Origin of the sequence: Aliiroseovarius crassostreae (genome assembly GCF_049803815.1) — a bacterium.
Lineage (GTDB): Bacteria > Pseudomonadota > Alphaproteobacteria > Rhodobacterales > Rhodobacteraceae > Aliiroseovarius > Aliiroseovarius crassostreae_A.
The window spans coordinates 254283-271953 of the sequence record NZ_JBNAGI010000004.1; the positions used below are offsets into that span (position 1 = coordinate 254283).

18 protein-coding genes are annotated in these 17671 nt (G+C 60.1%); 7 read left to right on the top strand and 11 right to left on the bottom strand.

Annotated features, from left to right (window positions below; translation table 11 throughout):
- Positions 1-141 precede the first annotated feature (141 nt).
- The 7 genes from ACP15V_RS12755 to ACP15V_RS12785 all read left to right on the top strand — a co-directional run bounded on the left by ACP15V_RS12755 (position 142) and on the right by ACP15V_RS12785 (position 7435).
- Complete coding sequence (locus ACP15V_RS12755; protein ID WP_424944083.1) at positions 142-1569, top strand: 1-acyl-sn-glycerol-3-phosphate acyltransferase; 1428 nt, start codon at positions 142-144, stop codon at positions 1567-1569.
- 196 nt (positions 1570-1765) lie between these two features.
- A complete protein-coding gene (gene ccrA, locus ACP15V_RS12760) occupies positions 1766-3052 on the top strand; it encodes a crotonyl-CoA carboxylase/reductase (RefSeq protein ID WP_424944084.1) in 1287 nt (428 codons plus the stop codon).
- A gap of 261 nt (positions 3053-3313) precedes the next feature.
- Entirely contained in the window at positions 3314-3553 is a 240-nt protein-coding gene (locus ACP15V_RS12765) for a hypothetical protein (protein ID WP_424944085.1), read from the top strand.
- Positions 3498-4211 (top strand): helix-turn-helix transcriptional regulator, encoded by a 714-nt coding sequence (locus ACP15V_RS12770; RefSeq protein ID WP_424944086.1) that lies wholly within the window; start codon positions 3498-3500, stop codon positions 4209-4211. The genes ACP15V_RS12765 and ACP15V_RS12770 overlap by 56 nt, the downstream gene beginning before the upstream one ends.
- Positions 4212-4309: 98 nt before the next feature.
- Positions 4310-4960, top strand: a complete 651-nt coding sequence (locus tag ACP15V_RS12775) for an acyl-homoserine-lactone synthase (protein WP_424944087.1) — start codon at positions 4310-4312, stop codon at positions 4958-4960.
- Between the two features lie 215 nt (positions 4961-5175).
- Positions 5176-6714, top strand: coding sequence for an ATP-dependent DNA helicase (locus ACP15V_RS12780; protein WP_424944088.1), 1539 nt, complete (start codon positions 5176-5178; stop codon positions 6712-6714).
- Entirely contained in the window at positions 6707-7435 is a 729-nt protein-coding gene (locus ACP15V_RS12785; protein ID WP_424944089.1) for an SDR family oxidoreductase, read from the top strand. The genes ACP15V_RS12780 and ACP15V_RS12785 overlap by 8 nt, the downstream gene beginning before the upstream one ends.
- A gap of 226 nt (positions 7436-7661) precedes the next feature.
- Here the strand turns inward: ACP15V_RS12785 and ACP15V_RS12790 are convergent, their stop codons facing one another.
- The 11 genes from ACP15V_RS12790 to ACP15V_RS12840 all read right to left on the bottom strand — a co-directional run bounded on the left by ACP15V_RS12790 (position 7662) and on the right by ACP15V_RS12840 (position 17546).
- A complete protein-coding gene (locus ACP15V_RS12790; protein WP_424944090.1) occupies positions 7662-8429 on the bottom strand; it encodes a TIGR02186 family protein in 768 nt (255 codons plus the stop codon).
- Positions 8429-9346, bottom strand: a complete 918-nt coding sequence (locus tag ACP15V_RS12795; protein ID WP_424944091.1) for a sulfite exporter TauE/SafE family protein — start codon at positions 9344-9346, stop codon at positions 8429-8431. The genes ACP15V_RS12790 and ACP15V_RS12795 overlap by 1 nt, the downstream gene beginning before the upstream one ends.
- A gap of 39 nt (positions 9347-9385) precedes the next feature.
- Positions 9386-10210: a purine-nucleoside phosphorylase gene (locus ACP15V_RS12800; protein WP_424944092.1), complete on the bottom strand. Its 825-nt coding sequence runs from the start codon at positions 10208-10210 to the stop codon at positions 9386-9388.
- Positions 10194-11159 (bottom strand): ABC transporter permease, encoded by a 966-nt coding sequence (locus ACP15V_RS12805; RefSeq protein ID WP_424944093.1) that lies wholly within the window; start codon positions 11157-11159, stop codon positions 10194-10196. Before ACP15V_RS12805 ends, ACP15V_RS12800 begins: the two co-directional genes overlap by 17 nt.
- A gap of 3 nt (positions 11160-11162) precedes the next feature.
- Positions 11163-12287 (bottom strand): ABC transporter permease, encoded by a 1125-nt coding sequence (locus ACP15V_RS12810; protein ID WP_424944094.1) that lies wholly within the window; start codon positions 12285-12287, stop codon positions 11163-11165.
- Between the two features lie 3 nt (positions 12288-12290).
- Positions 12291-13919 carry an ABC transporter ATP-binding protein gene (locus ACP15V_RS12815; RefSeq protein WP_424944095.1) on the bottom strand — a complete coding sequence of 543 codons (1629 nt, stop codon included), beginning with the start codon at positions 13917-13919 and terminating at the stop codon, positions 12291-12293.
- Positions 13920-13921: 2 nt separating this feature from the next.
- On the bottom strand, positions 13922-14929 hold the full coding sequence (locus ACP15V_RS12820) for a BMP family lipoprotein (protein ID WP_424944096.1): 1008 nt from the start codon (positions 14927-14929) through the stop codon (positions 13922-13924).
- Positions 14930-15111: 182 nt separating this feature from the next.
- Positions 15112-15534 carry a GNAT family N-acetyltransferase gene (locus ACP15V_RS12825; RefSeq protein WP_424944097.1) on the bottom strand — a complete coding sequence of 141 codons (423 nt, stop codon included), beginning with the start codon at positions 15532-15534 and terminating at the stop codon, positions 15112-15114.
- 2 nt (positions 15535-15536) lie between these two features.
- Positions 15537-16139 (bottom strand): tRNA (adenosine(37)-N6)-threonylcarbamoyltransferase complex dimerization subunit type 1 TsaB, encoded by a 603-nt coding sequence (gene tsaB / locus ACP15V_RS12830; protein ID WP_424944098.1) that lies wholly within the window; start codon positions 16137-16139, stop codon positions 15537-15539.
- Positions 16129-16692 (bottom strand): NifU family protein, encoded by a 564-nt coding sequence (locus ACP15V_RS12835; protein ID WP_424944099.1) that lies wholly within the window; start codon positions 16690-16692, stop codon positions 16129-16131. Before ACP15V_RS12835 ends, tsaB begins: the two co-directional genes overlap by 11 nt.
- Positions 16693-17090: 398 nt before the next feature.
- Positions 17091-17546: a universal stress protein gene (locus ACP15V_RS12840; RefSeq protein WP_424944100.1), complete on the bottom strand. Its 456-nt coding sequence runs from the start codon at positions 17544-17546 to the stop codon at positions 17091-17093.
- Positions 17547-17671: the final 125 nt, after the last annotated feature.

Below are 17671 nucleotides of genomic sequence, written 5' to 3' on the forward strand. Positions count from 1 at the left end.
CTTCGGCTGGTTCTCCGTTGGGGGTGGCCTCGCTGCGCTCGGCAATTTTCCATGCCTTCGGCGAAGGTATTTTTGGCAAGAGGAAGGGGGAGGGCGCGCCATGTCTTTACCTTTTCGCAGAATCCTGTGAAGGATTTTTGGATGACGCAGACGGTTGAGCTTCCACTTTGGGCCCTTGTGCTGATCCTCGGCTTTGCCGCGGTGACCTTTGCGTCGCATTTCCTGTTTCCCTCGGTGCGCTGGTTTTTCCGCAAGCGGCTGGAACGCGCGGTGGCGCGGTTGAATGAACGGTTGGAGCGGCCGATCGAGCCGTTCAAACTGGCGCGCCGCTATGACATGGTGCAGCGCTTGTCCTATGATCCGGAGGTCGCCCGCGCGATTGCCGAACATGCGGCAGAGGAAGGCATTCCCGAACAGGTGGCATTTGAGAAGGCGCGCGGGTACGCGCGCGAGATTGTGCCGCGGTTTTCCGCCACCGCTTATTTCGGCTTTGGCATCCGGTTGGCGAAACTCCTGTCGCGCGCCTTTTACCGGGTCCGCCTTGGCGCCTTTGATGAGGCCCGGCTGAAAGAGGTCAGCCCGGATGCCACCGTGGTTTTCGTGATGAATCATCGGTCGAACATGGATTACGTGTTGGTGACCTGGCTGGCGGCGGAACGCTCGCACCTGTCATATGCGGTGGGGGAATGGGCGCGGGTCTGGCCGTTGCGCGCGTTGATCCGGTCGATGGGGGCCTATTTCATCCGGCGCAAAAGCCGCAATGCGCTCTATCGTAAAGTGTTGTCGCGCTATGTGCGTATGGCCACCGATGGCGGCGTGACCCAGGCGATGTTTCCCGAGGGCGGGCTGAGCCTGACCGGCGAGGTGGGACCGCCCAAGATGGGTCTGCTCAGTTATATCATTGACGGGTTTGATTCCGAGACCAGCCGGGATGTGGTGTTTTTGCCGGTGGCGATGAATTATGACCGGGTTCTGGAGGACCGGGTGTTGGTGGCCGCCAATATCAAGGGGGCGCGCAAGTTCGGGTTGCGGTTCAAATATGTTGCGCGTCACGTGGGCACGCATCTGTGGCAGCGGATCACCGGGCGGTTTCACAGGTTTGGCTATGCCAGCGTATCATTTGGCGCGCCGCTGTCGCTGAAGGATTTCGTGCATCAGAATGACCAGAAGGTGCCTGAACGAATTGCACGCGAATTGATGGATCGGATCCGGGATGTGGTTCCGGTGCTGCCTGTGCCTTTGGTGGCTGCGGTGATGCTGGAAAAAGACAGCCACACCCGCGACGAGATCACCGACCGGTTTCAAACGCTCGCCGTGGATATGGAACGGCGCGGGGCACATATTCATATGCCGCGCAATGATCTGGATTACGCGGTAGAGGTGGGGCTGCGCCTGTTGATGATGCGCGGGCTGATTGTCGAGGATCAGGGGCGCTATCGTGTCAACGCACCCGATCGTGTTATCCTTGCCTTTTATGCAAACTCGATTGCGCATCTGTCTGACGCGATGACACCGGTGCATATATCCGACCTGTCGCCTGCGGACGTGGCGGATGCCGCGCAGCTTTAGGGCGGGTCTACGAATATGGTGGCTTTTCCCCATCTACGGGGAAAAACTTTACCTTTGCGTCACGCGCGACATAAAGTTACAAATTATGGCGGAATGTGGTTGCAATGTTGCTGAGTGATGCGTAATGCTGCAAATGCAGCCGCTTTTCTGCATTGCGGCAAAAGGAATCACTGCTTGTAGTTGACAGGAGGCCGACATGGCTTTGGACACGCAAACCGGCATCGCGGAATACGATGCACCGAAAAAAGATCTCTATGAGATCGGTGAAATGCCCCCGATGGGCCACGTGCCGAAACAGATGTACGCCTGGGCGATCCGCCGCGAACGTCAGGGTGAACCGGATAAGGCGATGCAGGTCGAGGTGGTGGACACCCCCGTACTGGACAGCCACGAGGTGCTGGTTCTGGTGATGGCCGCCGGTGTGAACTACAACGGCATCTGGGCGGGTCTTGGTGTGCCGGTCAGCATGTTTGACGTGCATAAACAAGATTACCATGTTGCCGGTTCTGATGCGTCGGGCATCGTTTGGGCCGTGGGTGACAAGGTGAAAAGCTGGAAAGTGGGCGACGAGGTTGTCATTCACTGTAACCAGGATGATGGCGATGACGAGGAATGCAACGGCGGCGACCCGATGTTCTCGCCCAGCCAGCGGATCTGGGGCTATGAAACCCCCGATGGGTCGTTTGCCCAGTTCACCCGCGTGCAGGCCCAACAGCTGTTGCGCCGTCCCAAGCACCTGACCTGGGAAGAAAGCGCCTGTTACACGCTGACGCTGGCCACCGCGTACCGGATGCTGTTTGGTCACCACCCGCATGAGCTTAAGCCCGGCCAGAACGTGCTGGTCTGGGGCGCTTCGGGCGGTCTGGGGTCCTATGCGATCCAGCTGATCAACGCCGCCGGCGGGAACGCCATCGGTGTGATCTCGGACGAAGACAAGCGCGAGTTTGTGATGGGTCTGGGCGCCAAGGGCGTGATCAACCGCAAGGATTTCAGCTGCTGGGGGCAACTGCCCACCGTGAACACGCCGGAATACAATGAATGGTTCAAAGAAGCCCGCCGGTTCGGCAAGGCGATCTGGGACATCACCGGCAAAGGCAACAACGTGGACATCGTGTTTGAACACCCGGGCGAAAGCACCTTCCCGGTGTCGAACCTGGTCTGCAAAAAAGGCGGCATGGTCGTGATCTGCGCTGGCACCACCGGGTTCAACTGTACCTTCGACGTGCGCTACACCTGGATGCATCAGAAGCGCCTGCAAGGGTCGCACTTTGCCCACCTGAAACAGGCGGCAGCGGCCAACCAGCTGATGATCGAACGCCGGATCGATCCCTATATGTCGGAAGTGTTCCCGTGGGATGAAATCCCCGCGGCCCACCTGAAGATGTACCGCAACGAACACAAGCCGGGCAACATGGCCGTGCTGGTTCAGGCACCGAAAACCGGCCTGCGGACGCTGGAAGACGCTCTGGAAGCTCGCGACTGATCGCGCCAACCAGACCACAAACCAATCCTGGCTCCCCCCGTGTGAAAGCACGGGGTTTTTTTCATGTCGTTTGCACTCTTTTAGGGCGAATCACTGCAGGATGTTCGCGCAAAACGAATCACCTTCCACAGCGAATTTGTGCCAATCCGCACAATGGGGATCAGAAAAAACAAAAGCTTAAAAATTTCTTCCTCGCTATTTTGGGGGAGTAAGAACCAGTGAATTAACGGTTTTTGTTTCTCATGCTAGGGTTGTGTTCAGATGGAACTTAAAACGGGGCTTTACATGTCGAATGATTGGATCATTGATGTTCTTACCGACCTGATGGCGTATGCCCGCAGAAACGACCTGACTGTAACCGCCGAAGCGTTGGATGACGCCCGACTGGTTGCCTTGACAGAGATTGCGAGCGCCGCTGATCGGAAAGCGGAGATGATGCAGTCCTATGAAAGACAGCCTGGAGCAGCAGCTCACGAACATTCAAAACGCGACCACGCTTGAAGGGCTGCAGGCCGCGACCGAAGCCTTGCGCGACCACTACAAGGTCTTGCATGTGGTCTATCACTGGGTGAATTCAATCGGGGAACGCTTTGGGGCGGGAACCTATTCCCCGGAATGGGTCGACCGCTATCTGGAAAAAGACTACCTGCGGATGGACCCGGTTATTTTCGGCTGTTTTCAGCGCTTTACTCCGGTGATCTGGAAAGAGCTCGACTGGTCGTCCAAACCCGCCCGCGCGATGCTGCAGGACGCGCTGGATCACGGGTTGGGCAACCAGGGGTATACGATCCCGATCCGCGGGCCATCCGGGCAGTTTGCGCTGTTCACGGTGAACAGTTCGGCGGAAGACACAGATTGGGCAGATTTCATCGACGAAAACGCCCGCGATCTGATGATCGTGGCGCATGAGTTGAACAAGAAGGCCCTTGAGTTCGAACAGTGGGGGGACGCTGCCACCACTCCGATGTTGTCCCCCCGCGAACTGGGCGCCATGTCTTGTCTGGCCAAGGGCATGAACCGGGCGCAGGCGGCGGCCGAGATGAAGATCTCGGAACATACGCTGCGGGTGTATATCGAAAGCGCGCGCCATAAACTGGGCGCGCTCAACACAACCCACGCGGTCGCCCGGGCCCTGTCGACCGGGGTCATCATCGTCTGAACCTTACCGCAATGTGAACCCAGCGCGCGCTGGGCTGGCGGGTGTTAACGCTTGTGGCGGCAATGTGTCCTCAGCTGATCGGACACAGGAGCCCCAAGATGCTGCGCTATCTCTATGCAAACGACCTTTCCCGCTTTCCCCTGCTGCGCGATACGATGTTTCGCGACCGGGCCGAACAATTTTCGAAACGTCTTGGGTGGGACGTGACGGTCAACGAGGCCGGGGAAGAGCGCGACCAATATGACGACCTGAACCCGCTTTACGTGATCTGGGAAATGGCCGATGGCTGCCATGGTGGATCGATGCGGTTCATGCCCACCGTGGGGCGCACCATGGTGAATGAGCATTTCAGCCACCTCACCGGCGGGGTGACCATCGAAAGCCCGCTGATTTGGGAATGCACCCGGTTCTGCCTGTCACCAAAAGCGGACAAGCGCGCATCAGCCGCGCTGGCGCTGGGCGCGGGCGAGCTGATGTTGGCCTTCAAGCTGAAGCATTACGTGGGGGTGTTTGATCCACGGATGCAACGGATTTATCGCCTGATGGGGCTGCAGCCCGAGGTGATCGGGATGGATGGTGAAGGGCGCGACGCAATCGGCGTGGGGCTCTGGTCGATGGATGAAAACGCGTTTGAACCGACCCTGAAACGTGTTGGCGTGACCCGCGAGATGAGCCGGGGCTGGCTGCGGTATTCGCTGTCGGGCAAACCCGCCACGGACCTTGGCGGCGCGATGGCCGAAACCGCGTAAGGGGCGCTGCCCCTCGCGCAATGCGCTCACCCCGGGATATTTCAAGACCAAAGATGGCAGTTGGCCTTTGCGCGCCCTTTCATCTTTGGTCCCAAATATCCCTGCCAGAGGCATCTTGTGTCCCGGAAAAGCGCGGCCATCGTGGTGTGGTTTCATTCGCAGCGGGGCGACGTTTCGGGCTTTCAGTGGCCCGGCGGGCGGGGTAGGGTCGCGACATGACGAGCCAGCCCCCCATCACCTTTTCTGAAGACCAGGCCGAGGCCCATGATCGCGTGGCGGATATGCTGCGCGGGGCGGGGGTGAACCTGGATGATGCGCTGTTGACCCCGATGGCGGATGGCAAGGCGCAGGTGTTTGCGGTGATGGGCAAGGCCGGGTCCGGCAAAACGATGCTGCTGGCCGAGCTATATAAAGCGTTGGAGGCGGCTGGGGTCGAGATTGTCTCGGGCGATTACGAGGGCAAGAAAAAGAAGGATCGGCGCACGTTGGCCATTCTTGCCCCCACCAACAAGGCGGCGTCTGTGTTGCGGATGCGCGGGGTGCCGGCGACCACCATTCACCGGATTCTGTACACCCCGGTCTATGACCCGGAATATGAAAAGATCGCGGAATGGCTGGCGGATACTGGTGAACGTCCCGAGATCGAAGGGTTGACGGATGAGGCGCTGGATCGGGCCTATGCGTTTTTCCAGACCAACAAATCCATTCCGGGGGCGCTGGCGGCGGCGGGCTTGCGCGGGTCGGATTTCATCACCGGCTGGAAGCGGCGCGATGATCCGCTGGATATCGGGTTTATCGACGAAAGTTCGATGCTCGATGACAAGCAGTTTGATGATCTGCGCGAGATTTTCCCAACGCTGATCCTGTTTGGTGACCCCGCGCAGCTGGCCCCGGTGGGGCAATCGGGCACGATGGTGTTTGACAAGCTGGGCGCGCCACGGAAGCTGGAACTCAGTCGGGTACATCGGCAGACCAAGGACAACCCGATCCTGGATCTGGCCCATGCGCTGTCGGACGACGGGCTGGGGTTTGACGCGTTTGAGCGGATGATCGAAGAGGCCGCGGCGCGCGATGAGCGGGTGCAACTGGCACCGCGTGTGAATGCCGACCTGATGGCGCGCTCGCCGGTGTTGGTCTGGCGCAACAAGACGCGGGTGCGATTGATCTCCGCGTTTCGCGGGGCTTTTGGTGCCCCGGCGGAGGAGCTTTTGCCCGGCGAGCCCTTGATCTGTGACGGGATCGAACTGCCGCTGAAACATCGCAAGAAACGCATCGACCTAGAGGCGCGCGGTCTGATCAAAGGTGCGCAATGTGTCTATCTGGGGCCGGGCAAGAAGCCGGGCTTTTCACGGCTGCATGTGATTGGGGCAGAGGACCCTCAGGTGTCGGCGGCCTCGATTGTTAAGATCGAATTGCCGGATGAGGAAGAGCCGTTCATTCCCTATGCCGCGCGCATGGGGGCGGCGTTTTTGCACGGGGCGGCGGTGACGATCCACAAGGCCCAGGGCAGTCAATGGCCCGACGTGCAGGTCTTTGCGCCCGACCTCTATGCGGCGGCCCAGATGGGCCGGTCAGAGGCCGGCATCCCCTTGTGGAAGCGGCTGGCCTATGTGGCGATTACGCGTGCTGAACAACGGCTGCATTGGGTCACGCGCTATGCGATGGCGCGGCCGACGGATGGGTTGCGCGTGGATGACCTGCGCGTCCCGGTCGCGCCGCTGCAATTGCAGTCCGAAGGGGGCGATGATGCCTAGCATTCTGATCACCGGGGCCAGTGCCGGGATTGGCCGGGCGGTGGCCACATATTTTCTGGACCATGGCTGGCAGGTTGGGCTTTTGGCGCGCCGTGAAGAGGTTCTGCAGGACATTGCGGAAGGCCATGACACTGCCGTGCTTCTGCCCGCAGATGTGTCTGATCCCACAAGCGTGCAGAAAGCCTTTGATCATTTTGCGGATCAGGCCGGGCGGCTGGATGTGCTCTTTAACAACGCGGGGATATTCACGCCAGCCGCCCCGATTGATGAGGTATCGGTGGAGGAGTGGCAGCAGGCGGTGAGTGTAAACCTGACCGGTATGTTTCTTTGCGCGCGGGCCGCTTTTGCGCAAATGCGGCGGCAGGATCCGCAAGGCGGGCGCATTATCAACAACGGATCGATTTCGGCCCATGTGCCGCGTGAAGGCGCGGTGACCTATACGGTGACGAAACATGGGATCACGGGGTTGACCCGGCAGCTCAGCCTCGATGGACGCCCCTTTGATATTGCCTGTGGGCAGATCGACATTGGCAATGCGCGGACTGACCTGTTGCAGGGGATCGTTGACGAAGCTGTGGCGAGAGGGGACGTGCCGCCGCCCACCATGGCGGTGGAAGACGTGGCATCGTCGGTCTGGCATATGGCCAATTTACCACCCGAGGCGAATGTTCATTTCATGACGGTGATCGCAACAAAGATGCCCTATATCGGCCGCGGATGACCCCAGCCCACGGAAACCTTGTTGACAGCCGGTGGCTTGGCCCGCATTTCGAAGAAAACTAGAAAACTAGAAAACTAGAAAACTAGAAAACTAGAAAACTAGAAAACTAGAAAACTAGAAAACTAGAAAACTAGAAAACTAGAAAACTAGAAAACTAGTTTTCTGGTTTTGTGATCCAGTGGGGCGGGGGAAGGGGCGCCGAACGCACCTTTGATTTCGGCAAGTCTTAACCGCGCTGGATAAAACGGAAAATCGATGAGGCGCCCCAACCGGCGGCGATCGCGATGAACAGCGACAGCAGGCCGTAAATCAGCGGTTGATTGTGGGCGAGATTATAAAGCCAGCGCTCCAACCCCACTTTCTGCACAGAAATCACCGTCTCGTAACTCGCCGCCACATACCCACCACGCGTCAACAGGATTCGGGTGCGATAATCGCCTTCCGTCAGGTTTGACGGCAGTGCGATCCGCGTGTCAAAAAGGGTGTCCTGGCGTAAGGTCACGTTGTTTTCAAGCAGCCGATAGGTGCCATCGCGTTCATGGATACGGATCAGCGCGCGGGTGAACTCGGTCGGATCCTCAATCGTAAATGGGCTGTTGCTGATCTGGATCGCGCGGCTGACCGACACCAGGTGGCGCAGGTCGTCCAGGGTGCTGATCGACTTGTCCAGCGTGGAGGAGGTGGACACCGCATAAAAGCTGGGGGCCGAGGCGATATCCAGCTTTTCGGTGTTGACCCAGATGCCGAACCGCTTGTCTTTTTTGCGCACGGTGACCGGTTTGTTGGGGCCTTCCACCACGACAACCACCTCAAGCGGTTCATCTGTCGGGGCGGGGCTTTCGCGTTTCACCGCGCCGAAAATCAGGATCTCTGAGCCCACAAAGGTTGCGTTGATCGAAACCATGTTCTGGCTCAGGCCAGCCACGACCTCTTCTTTGGCCAGTGCCGGTGTGACGCAGAGGATCAGGGCGAAGAGGGCGGTCAGGAAACGCATCAATGGCCCGCCCCCGCCCCGATTTCAAACAGTTCCGCAGGTTGGATCAGCAGGTCCAGCGCCAGCTTTCCGCAGACCGCAAGCACCATCACCGCGAGCAGGATGCGCAATTGTTCGGCCTTCAGCTTTACGCCAATCCGTGCGCCGATCTGTGCGCCAATGACGCCGCCAATCAACAGAAGAACCGCCAGCGCCATATCGACCGTATAGTTCGTGGTGGCGTGCAGCAGCGTGGTAAAGGCGGTCACGAAGATAATCTGAAACAGCGACGTGCCCACAACCACTTTGGTCGGCATGCCCAACAGGTAAATCATTGCGGGCACCATGATGAACCCGCCGCCAACACCCATGATCGCCGCCAGAATGCCCACCAAGACCCCCACAAGGATCGGTGGGATGACCGATATATACAGCCCCGAGGTGCGGAACTTCATCTTGAAGGGCAGGTTGTGCACCCAATAATGCTTGCGCCGCGTGGTGACCACCTTGCCGCCGCGTGTCTTCAGAATCGCGTTCAGGCTTTCCAGAAACATCAACCCGCCAATGATGCCCAGAAACAGCACGTAGGACAGTTTCACCAGCAGATCGACCTGCCCGATGGCTTTCAATGCGTTGAACAATTGCACCCCAAGGGCGGCTCCAATCAGGCCGCCCACAAGCAGCACGAGGCCCATCCTCAGATCAACGGTCTTTCGTTTGAAATGCGCGAGCACCCCGGAAAAGGACGAGGCCACGATCTGATTTGCCTCGGTCGCCACGGCCACTGCGGGCGGAATGCCGATGAAAAACAGAAGCGGTGTCATCAGAAATCCACCACCCACGCCGAACATGCCGGACAGGATCCCGACGATCCCGCCAAGACCCAAAAGCAGAAAGGCATTCACCGAAACCTCGGCGATCGGAAGATAGATTTGCATCAGCAGACCGAGAGTGTTGAAAAAGCGCGTTAATTGGGTTTATTGCGCAAATTCATGCTCCTCGTCACGGGTTAAATACCGCCGGACCAGTTTTTCCAGCTTTTTTGCGCCAAGTGGTGCCATGGCCTTGGTATGTTCGTGGCTGATCGCCTCGTCCGACAGGCCCTGCGCCATATTGGTTATGGTGGATATTCCCAGCGCGCGCAGTCCAAGGAACCGGGCGAGAATCACTTCGGGCACCGTCGACATGCCCACCGCATCGGCCCCAAGGGTGCGAATGGCGCGGATCTCGGCCGGGGTTTCAAACGACGGCCCCGAATACCAGGCATAGACACCGGGTTTTAGCGCGATGCCCTCTGCCTCGGCGATCCGTGCAAAATCGGCGAGCATATCGGCATCATACGCCCCGCCCATCGGCACAAACCGCGCATCCGACGGCTCGCCGATCAGCGGGTTGAGACCTGAGAAATTGATGTGATCCTCGATCAGCATCAGGTCGCCCGGCGGAATGTCCTGTCGCATGGACCCGGCGGCATTTGTCACGATCAGACGGTCGGCGCCCAGTGCCTTCAGCACCTCCAGCGGCAGGCGCATCACATCCGACTTGCCGCTTTCATAGTAATGGGCGCGCCCGCCGAAGACGGCCACACGGGTACCGCCAAGATTGCCCACCACAAGGTTCGGGTTGTGGCCCGAGACACCTGCATGGGGAAATCCGGGCAGGTCAGCATAGGGGATCGCCACGCCCTCCACCGCATCCGCCAGATGGCCCAACCCGGATCCAAGCACCAGCCCAACCTCAACCGGTTCAGGGCCCGCAAGGCCCCGAACCATCTCTGCAATCGCCTCAGCGTTCTTTGACATACGGCTCGCCCCCGGCTTTGGGCGGAATGGCCTTGCCGATGAAGCCCGCCAGGATGATCACGGTCAGGATGTAAGGCAGGGCTTCCATGAATTGTGAGGGCAGGGTGATCGGCCCCAACTCGATCTTGGGATAGCGGATCGCGATGGCCTGAAGCAGACCAAAAAGCAGTGTCGCCCCCAGCGCGGGCACCGGTTTCCACTTGGCAAAGATCAGGGCGGCGAGGGCAATAAAGCCGCGCCCGGCGCTCATTTCCTTGCCAAAACCCGAGCTCAGACCTGTTGCCAGATAGATCCCGGCCAATCCGCACAGGATGCCCGCAATCACCATCGCGGTATAGCGCAGGCGAATGACCGAAATCCCTGCTGTATCCACAGCCGCCGGGTTTTCCCCCACCGCGCGCAGGCGCAGGCCAAAACGGGTGCGGTAAAGCCCATACCAGACCGTCGGCACCAGAAGCAGCGCCACGTAAACCAGCAATGTATGCCCCGACAGAAGGTCGGAATAGATCGGGCCAAGAATGGGCACGTCCGACAGCGCATCGGCAAAGGGCAGGGTGATCGGGCTGAACCGCTCGCCCCCTTCCAGGGTCGGCGTGCGCCCGCCCAGGCCAAACCAGGTTTCACCGATCAGAACCGTCAGCCCCGAGGCAAGGAAGTTCAGCGCCACGCCAGAGATCAACTGATTGCCGCGAAAGGTGATCGACGCCAGCCCGTGGACCAGCGAGAACACCACCGACACGGACACCCCGGCCAGCAGCCCCAGCCAGACCGACCCGGTCATCGAGGCGATCGCCGCCGAGAAGAAGGCCGAGACCAGGATCTTGCCCTCCAGCCCGATGTCGAACACACCAGAGCGTTCCGAGATGAGACCGGCCAGACAAGCCAGCAAAAGCGGCGTTGCCATGCGCAGGGCGCTGTCGAGGATTTGGATGATGGTCAGAAAATCCATGACTTATGCCCCCTTCTGCGTGGCGGCGCTGCGCGCCTCGGCCCGTTTGGCGGCGCGGATAAAGGCGCGTTCCACCGGCATACGGATCATATTATCAAGCGCCCCGGTGAACAGGATCACCAGACCCTGAATGACCAGAACCAGCTCGCGCGGGATCGACATCCAAAGCGCCAGCTCGCCGCCCCCCTGATAAAGGAACCCAAACAACAGGGCGGCAAGGAACACCCCAAACGGGTGGTTGCGCCCCATCAAGGCCACGGCAATGCCGATGAACCCGGCCCCTTCGACCGAGTTCAGGATCAGCCGTTCGCTTTCGCCCATCGTGTTGTTGATCGACATCATACCGGCCAGACCACCGGACAGAAGCATGGCGATCATGGTGATTTTCACCGGCGAAATGCCCGCGTAGACAGATGCGCTGGCGCTTTCGCCAAAGGACCGGATTTCAAACCCCAGCCGCGAGCGGAACAACAGAAGATAAACGACGACACAGGCCACGAGCGCCACGATGAACGACACGTTCACCGGGGCGGATTTGGAAAAGGCGATGCCCAAGGGTGACAGAAGGTCGTGAAAGGTGGGCAGGTGGGTGCTTTCGGGAAACCGGGCCGAGGCCGGGTCCATTGCGCCTTTCGGGCGCAGCATGTTCACCAGAACATAGTTCAAAAGCGAGGCCGCGATGAAGTTGAACATGATCGTCGTGATCACCACATGGCTGCCGCGTTTGGCTTGCAGATAGGCCGGGATCGCCGCCCAAAGCGCGCCGAACAAGGCCCCGCCCAACATGGCAAACAGGATCGCGACCGACCAATGTGGGAAGGGGATGTAAAGGCACACCAGCGCCACGCCCAACCCGCCAAGGGCCGCTTGCCCCTCGCCGCCAATGTTGAACAGCGCGGCTTTGAAGGCAATCGATACAGCGAGGCCCGTGAAGATGAAATTGGTCGCGTAATAAAGCGTATAACCCCAGCCATAGCTCGACCCCAGCGCACCGGTGACCATCAGTTTGACCGCTTCAAACGGGTCCTGCCCGATCGCGGCGATCACCGCCATCGAGATCGCGAAGGCCAGCGTCAGGTTAAGGATCGGGATCAGGGCCACGTCTGCCCATTTTGGCATTTTTTCCATGTCCTAGTCCTCAGCCTCAGCGTATTTGGTGATGGTCCAGCCGGTCATTGCACGGGTATCCTTACCACCCAACCCCGCCATTAGACATCCAAGACCTGTTTCGGTCGCGGTCTGGGCGGGGCCTTCCCCCATGATATGACCGTCAAACATCACGGCAATGCGGTCAGACAGCGACAGGATTTCCTCAAGCTCCACCGACACCAGCAAGATCGCCTTGCCCTGATCGCGCAGTGCGACGATCTGCTTGTGAATGAACTCGATCGCCCCAATATCCACGCCGCGCGTGGGCTGGCCCACGATCAGCAGATCGGGATTGCGCTCGATCTCTCGCGCGACGATGATCTTTTGCTGGTTGCCGCCGGAAAAGCTTTTGGCGGCGAGGTTTGGGTGCGGCGGGCGCACGTCGAACCGGTCCATCTTGTCCTGCGTGATCTCGACCATCTTGGCGTTGTCCATCAACAGCGCGTTTTTCTGGATCTCGGGATCGTCGTGATAGCCGAACACCATGTTCTGCCAGGCGGGAAATTCCATGATCAGACCGCGCGCCTGCCGGTCTTCGGGCACATGGGCAATGCCGCGCGCGCGGCGCGACCGCGCATCGGATTTCTTGCCGGTCAGGTCCAACTCCTGCCCATTCAGGCGCACCGATCCGGTGGCGGGCGCATAGCCCCCCAACACTTCCATCAGCTCGGATTGGCCATTGCCGGACACGCCCGCAATGCCAAGGATCTCGCCCGCGCGGATCGTCAGGTCAATGCCCTTCACCCGCTCGACCCCCTGCTCGTCAACGACGCGCAGGTTTTCGATTTCAAGGATAGGCTCACCCGGGCTTGCGGGGACTTTGTCTACGGATAACAGGACCTTGCGGCCCACCATCATCTCGGCCAATTGCTCGGGCGAGGTATCCTTGGTCTTGACCGTGTCGGTCATCTGCCCGCGCCGCATCACCGACACGGTGTCGGTATATTCCATGATTTCGCGCAGCTTGTGGGTGATCAGGATGATCGTCTTGCCCTGCGCGCGCAGCCCGTCAAGAATGCGAAACAGGTGATCCGCCTCGGCAGGCGTCAGCACCCCGGTCGGTTCATCCAGGATCAGGATATCGGCCTGACGATACAGCGCTTTCAGGATCTCGACCCGTTGCTGTTTGCCCACGCCCAGATCTTCGATCAGCGCATCGGGATCCACTCGCAGCTCATATTCCTCGGCCAGCGCCTTCAACTCGCGGCGCGCCTTGGCCAGGGACGGGCGCAACAGCGCGCCTTCCTCGACCCCAAGGATCACGTTTTCCAGAACCGAAAAGTTCTCGACCAGTTTGAAATGCTGAAACACCATGCCAATGCCCGCCCGGATGGCGGCCTGGCTGTCGGGGATCTGGGTCTCAACCCCGTTGATGAATATCTGCCCTTCGTCGGCCTTGTAAAACCCGTAAAGGATGGACATCAGGGTCGATTTGCCCGCGCCGTTTTCGCCGATGATCCCATGGATCGTACCCGGCTGCACGGAAATCGAGATGTCCTTGTTCGCCTGCACCGGTCCGAACGCCTTGGATATACCACGGAGCTCAATGGCCGGGGAACCTGAGGGAGCAGCAGTTGCCTGCTGCCCCGGTTCGTATGCCTGTTCGGTCATGATCAGAAATCAAGCACCGGGCAGCTATCGTTGGTGTAATAGGCCACCACCTCGATGTCGCCGGCGATGATCTTGGCTTTGGCCTCTTCGGCCGCCATTTTCATCTCTTCCGAAACCAGCTCGGCATTGTTTTCATCCATGGCATAGCCAACACCATCCTCGGCCAGACCCAGACGCACCTGCGTGCCGGTTTCCAGCGCGTCACCTGCTTTCATGGCTTCATAAACGGCCACGTCCACACGTTTCAGCATCGAGGTCAGAACCTTGCCCGGATGCAGATGGTTCTGGTTGCTGTCCACACCGATTGACAGAACGCCATCCGCGTCGGCAGCGGCCTGCAGCACACCAATGCCGGTGCCACCTGCAGCGGCATAGATCACGTCAGCCCCCTGGGCGATCTGCGCCTTGGTCAGCTCGCCACCACGCACCGGGTCATTCCAGGCGGTGGGGGTGTTGCCGGTCATGTTGGCCACGATCTTGATATCCGGGTTGGTGGCCAGCGCGCCCTGGGCGTAACCACAGGCAAAGTGGCGGATCAGCGGAACGTCCATGCCGCCGATAAAGCCAACCGTGCCGGATTTCGAGGCTTTGGCGGCCAGGATGCCAACCAGGTAGCCGCCCTGATGTTCTTCAAAGGCAATCATCTGCACATTGGCGGGGATTTCCGGCATGAACCCATCGATGTTGACGAATTTGGTGTCCGGATAGTCAGCGGCCACATTGGCGACCGGATCGGCCATGGCAAAGCCGGTGGTCACAATCGGGCTGGCGCCAGCTTCGGCGAAACGGCGCAGGGCCTGTTCGCGCTGGGCTTCGGACTGCAGTTCGATTTCCAGGTATTTTCCGCCGGTTTCATCCGCCCAGCGTTGCGCACCGCGGAAGGCCGCTTCGTTGAAGGATTTGTCGAATTTACCGCCCAGGTCGAAGATGACAGCCGGATCGGCCAAAGCGGCGCCGGCGGTCACGGCAACTGCGGCAGCAGCGCCAAGAAGGGACTTCATCAGGGTCATGTGGTTCTCCCGTTTTTGTTGTCTGGGATGGGATGGTCGAAATTTTGACCATCTGGTGTGATTCCCAATTTGCGGCGATGTTATCGCTCGCGAAAGATCATCCGGGATTTTGCTCAGAGGGCAAGGGGAGGGTCAATATTAAGTTGTCAACAAAGGCCAATTCTGCCCGTTTTTCATAGCGGTTAACCCAAGGTCACCTGTTTTTGCATCACGATTGCATCCTGTTTGGACCCATCCGCCCGGGTGTAATAACCGACCCGCTGGCCGGATTCGATCCATTCCGCCCGTTGATAGAGCGCGCGCGCCGGCAGGTTGTCTGCGGCGACCTCCAGAAACAAAAGCTCTGCCCCACGGGCGGCGCTGGCCTGTTCAAAGCGTTGCAAAAGGGACCGGCCCAACCCCCGGCCGCGCGCCCCTGGCAGGACCGCAATGGTCAACAGCTCGCTTTCCCCGGCAATTTCGCGTCCCAATGCGAAACCGTCATCGCAGGCTTCGACAAAGGTGAAGGGCGAGGAGAGAAGAGCAGCAAACTCCGCCGCTGACCAACCGCGCGCCTGCGCGAAACTGGCGGTGTGGATGCGGGATAGATCAGCCGGGTCGACCATGGTCAATCCAGAATCACAGGGGCCGGATCCCGTGGCGGGGCGGCGTCGGCCGCGCGGATGTACAATGGGGCCGGGCGGGGGATGTCGTTGCCCTTGATCAGTCGCACCGCCGCCAACTGTGCAATGGCCGGGGCAATCTGTGGGTCTGCATCTGGCCCAATCATATCTCCGGCCAAAGTTGCAGCTTCTTCGCTGGACAATAAGGAGGGGACGTCACTTACCCCCAGCTTCTGCGCGTAAACATGATCGCGGCGCGCATCCACCAAGGACCAGATTGGGCGGACCAACCCATAGGCCTGCGCCTCAAGCCGGGAAATGCCAATGGCGGGTTTGCCCAGCGACAGCGCCAGGCCGCGCGCCGCAGAAACCGAGATGCGAATGCCGGTGAAATTGCCGGGGCCCACGCCGACACCAATCGCGTCCAGGTCGGACCATGCGGCATCCCCATCTGCGAGCACCTCTTCCAGCAGCGGCAACAGCCGTTCCGCCTGCCCCTTCGCCATGTCCTCGTGGCGCTGGGCAACAATCTGCCCCCCGCGCAGCAAAGCGGCCACGCAATGCGCGGCCGATGTGTCAAATGCCAGAATGGTGGGGTCAGGCCGCAACGGGGCGCACCTCGACCACTTCCGGGATGTAGTGTTTCAGCAGGTTCTCGATGCCCATTTTCAGGGTCAGGGTCGAGGACGGGCAACCCGCGCAGGCGCCCTGCATGTGCAGGTAAACAATGCCGCGATCAAAGCCGTGAAAGGTGATATCGCCGCCATCCTGGGCCACGGCGGGACGCACGCGGGTGTCCAGCAGCTCTTTGATCTGCTCAACAATCTCGCTGTCTTCGCCGGTATGTTCGGCATGGCCCGACGCGGCTTGCCCATCCGCAGCCATCACCGGCGCGCCGGATTGGAAATGTTCCATGATCGCGCCAAGGATGGCGGGTTTCACATGATCCCACTCCACCTCATCCGCCTTGGTCACGGTGACGAAATCCGCGCCGAAAAAGACGCCGGTCACACCATTGACCGCAAAGATGCGGGTCGCAAGCGGTGATGCGTCGGCGGCGTCTTTCGACGGGAAATCAGCGGTGCCCGCGCCCAAAACGTCCTGCCCGGGCAGGAATTTCAGCGTGGCAGGGTTCGGGGTGGATTCGGTCTGGATAAACATGGCGCGCCTTTCGGAAGCGTTCCGGCCCGCCGCGAGGGGCCGGTCTGGAACGTATGAGTTGGAATGGATATGCGCCTGAGGGGGCAAACTGTCAAGGTTTGGGCGTCCTCCGCTTCGCTTCGTCGCGCTGCTGGTGGCTCACGTCGTGAGCCTGTTTCAGGGGCTTTGCCCCTCGGACTGCGTCCTCACCCCAGGATATTTCCAGACCAAAGATGAAGCAGGCTCACCATCTTTGGTCTGGAAATATCCTGGGGGAGAGCCGGAGGCTCGGGGGCGAAGCCCCGGATTGGAAACCGGCCGAGCGGCGCGAGGCCCCCCAAGCCTGTCGACCGTCAGGTCGCAAAGGCGCGGGAGGGCCCGTAATCAATGGAACTCCTAGCGGCAGTTGCGCTGTCGGATCAGGTGATTTCTTCCAACCGATCCTTGGACATTTCGCCGGGCACGATGGTCATTGGCACGGGCAGTTCAGCAGATGCGCGCATCATCTGGGTGATGATCGGGCCGGGGCCGGATTTGCCCGATCCTGCGCCCAGCACCAGCACGCCGATTTCCGGGTCTTCGCGGATCTGCGCCATGATCTCGGGCACTGCTTCGCCTTCGCGGATCACCAGTTCGGGGTCCACGCCCTGCCGGTCACGCATCCATTTGGCGAAAACCTCGAAATGCACCGTGATCCGTTCGCGGGCCTCTTCGCGCATGATATTGCCCACGCCGATCCAGTGGTTGAATTCGTCCGGCGGAATGACCGAGAGCACCTCGACCCCCCCACCGGTTTTGGCGGCGCGCATGGCGGCAAAGCGCATGGCGTTCAGGCATTCGCGGCTGTCATCAAGGATCACGAGAAACTTGCGCATATTGGTCCCTTACCCGGCGCGCCCTCGGCGGGCGGGCCTTCAAACGGGCTCAGTCTGCCTGAGGGGCGCGGTTCTGTCCAATGCTTTCGCGCGGATCCCCGCGCGGTTCCCCTGGGCCCGCGGTG

What these genes read in the sequence shown, in the direction of transcription:
- ACP15V_RS12775 (WP_424944087.1), top strand. Translation starts at nt 4,310, where the DNA reads ATGCTGCGCTATCTCTATGCAAACGACCTTTCCCGCTTTCCCCTGCTG.
- ACP15V_RS12785 (WP_424944089.1), top strand. Translation starts at nt 6,707, where the DNA reads ATGCCTAGCATTCTGATCACCGGGGCCAGTGCCGGGATTGGCCGGGCG.
- ACP15V_RS12805 (WP_424944093.1), bottom strand. Translation starts at nt 11,159, where the DNA reads ATGGATTTTCTGACCATCATCCAAATCCTCGACAGCGCCCTGCGCATG.
- ACP15V_RS12810 (WP_424944094.1), bottom strand. Translation starts at nt 12,287, where the DNA reads ATGGAAAAAATGCCAAAATGGGCAGACGTGGCCCTGATCCCGATCCTT.
- ACP15V_RS12755 (WP_424944083.1), top strand. Translation starts at nt 142, where the DNA reads ATGACGCAGACGGTTGAGCTTCCACTTTGGGCCCTTGTGCTGATCCTC.
- ACP15V_RS12820 (WP_424944096.1), bottom strand. Translation starts at nt 14,929, where the DNA reads ATGACCCTGATGAAGTCCCTTCTTGGCGCTGCTGCCGCAGTTGCCGTG.
- ACP15V_RS12840 (WP_424944100.1), bottom strand. Translation starts at nt 17,546, where the DNA reads ATGCGCAAGTTTCTCGTGATCCTTGATGACAGCCGCGAATGCCTGAAC.
- ACP15V_RS12770 (WP_424944086.1), top strand. Translation starts at nt 3,498, where the DNA reads ATGAAAGACAGCCTGGAGCAGCAGCTCACGAACATTCAAAACGCGACC.
- ACP15V_RS12765 (WP_424944085.1), top strand. Translation starts at nt 3,314, where the DNA reads ATGGAACTTAAAACGGGGCTTTACATGTCGAATGATTGGATCATTGAT.
- ACP15V_RS12835 (WP_424944099.1), bottom strand. Translation starts at nt 16,692, where the DNA reads ATGTTTATCCAGACCGAATCCACCCCGAACCCTGCCACGCTGAAATTC.
- ACP15V_RS12795 (WP_424944091.1), bottom strand. Translation starts at nt 9,346, where the DNA reads ATGCAAATCTATCTTCCGATCGCCGAGGTTTCGGTGAATGCCTTTCTG.
- ACP15V_RS12815 (WP_424944095.1), bottom strand. Translation starts at nt 13,919, where the DNA reads ATGACCGAACAGGCATACGAACCGGGGCAGCAGGCAACTGCTGCTCCC.
- ACP15V_RS12780 (WP_424944088.1), top strand. Translation starts at nt 5,176, where the DNA reads ATGACGAGCCAGCCCCCCATCACCTTTTCTGAAGACCAGGCCGAGGCC.
- ACP15V_RS12790 (WP_424944090.1), bottom strand. Translation starts at nt 8,429, where the DNA reads ATGCGTTTCCTGACCGCCCTCTTCGCCCTGATCCTCTGCGTCACACCG.
- ACP15V_RS12825 (WP_424944097.1), bottom strand. Translation starts at nt 15,534, where the DNA reads ATGGTCGACCCGGCTGATCTATCCCGCATCCACACCGCCAGTTTCGCG.
- ACP15V_RS12800 (WP_424944092.1), bottom strand. Translation starts at nt 10,210, where the DNA reads ATGTCAAAGAACGCTGAGGCGATTGCAGAGATGGTTCGGGGCCTTGCG.
- ccrA (WP_424944084.1), top strand. Translation starts at nt 1,766, where the DNA reads ATGGCTTTGGACACGCAAACCGGCATCGCGGAATACGATGCACCGAAA.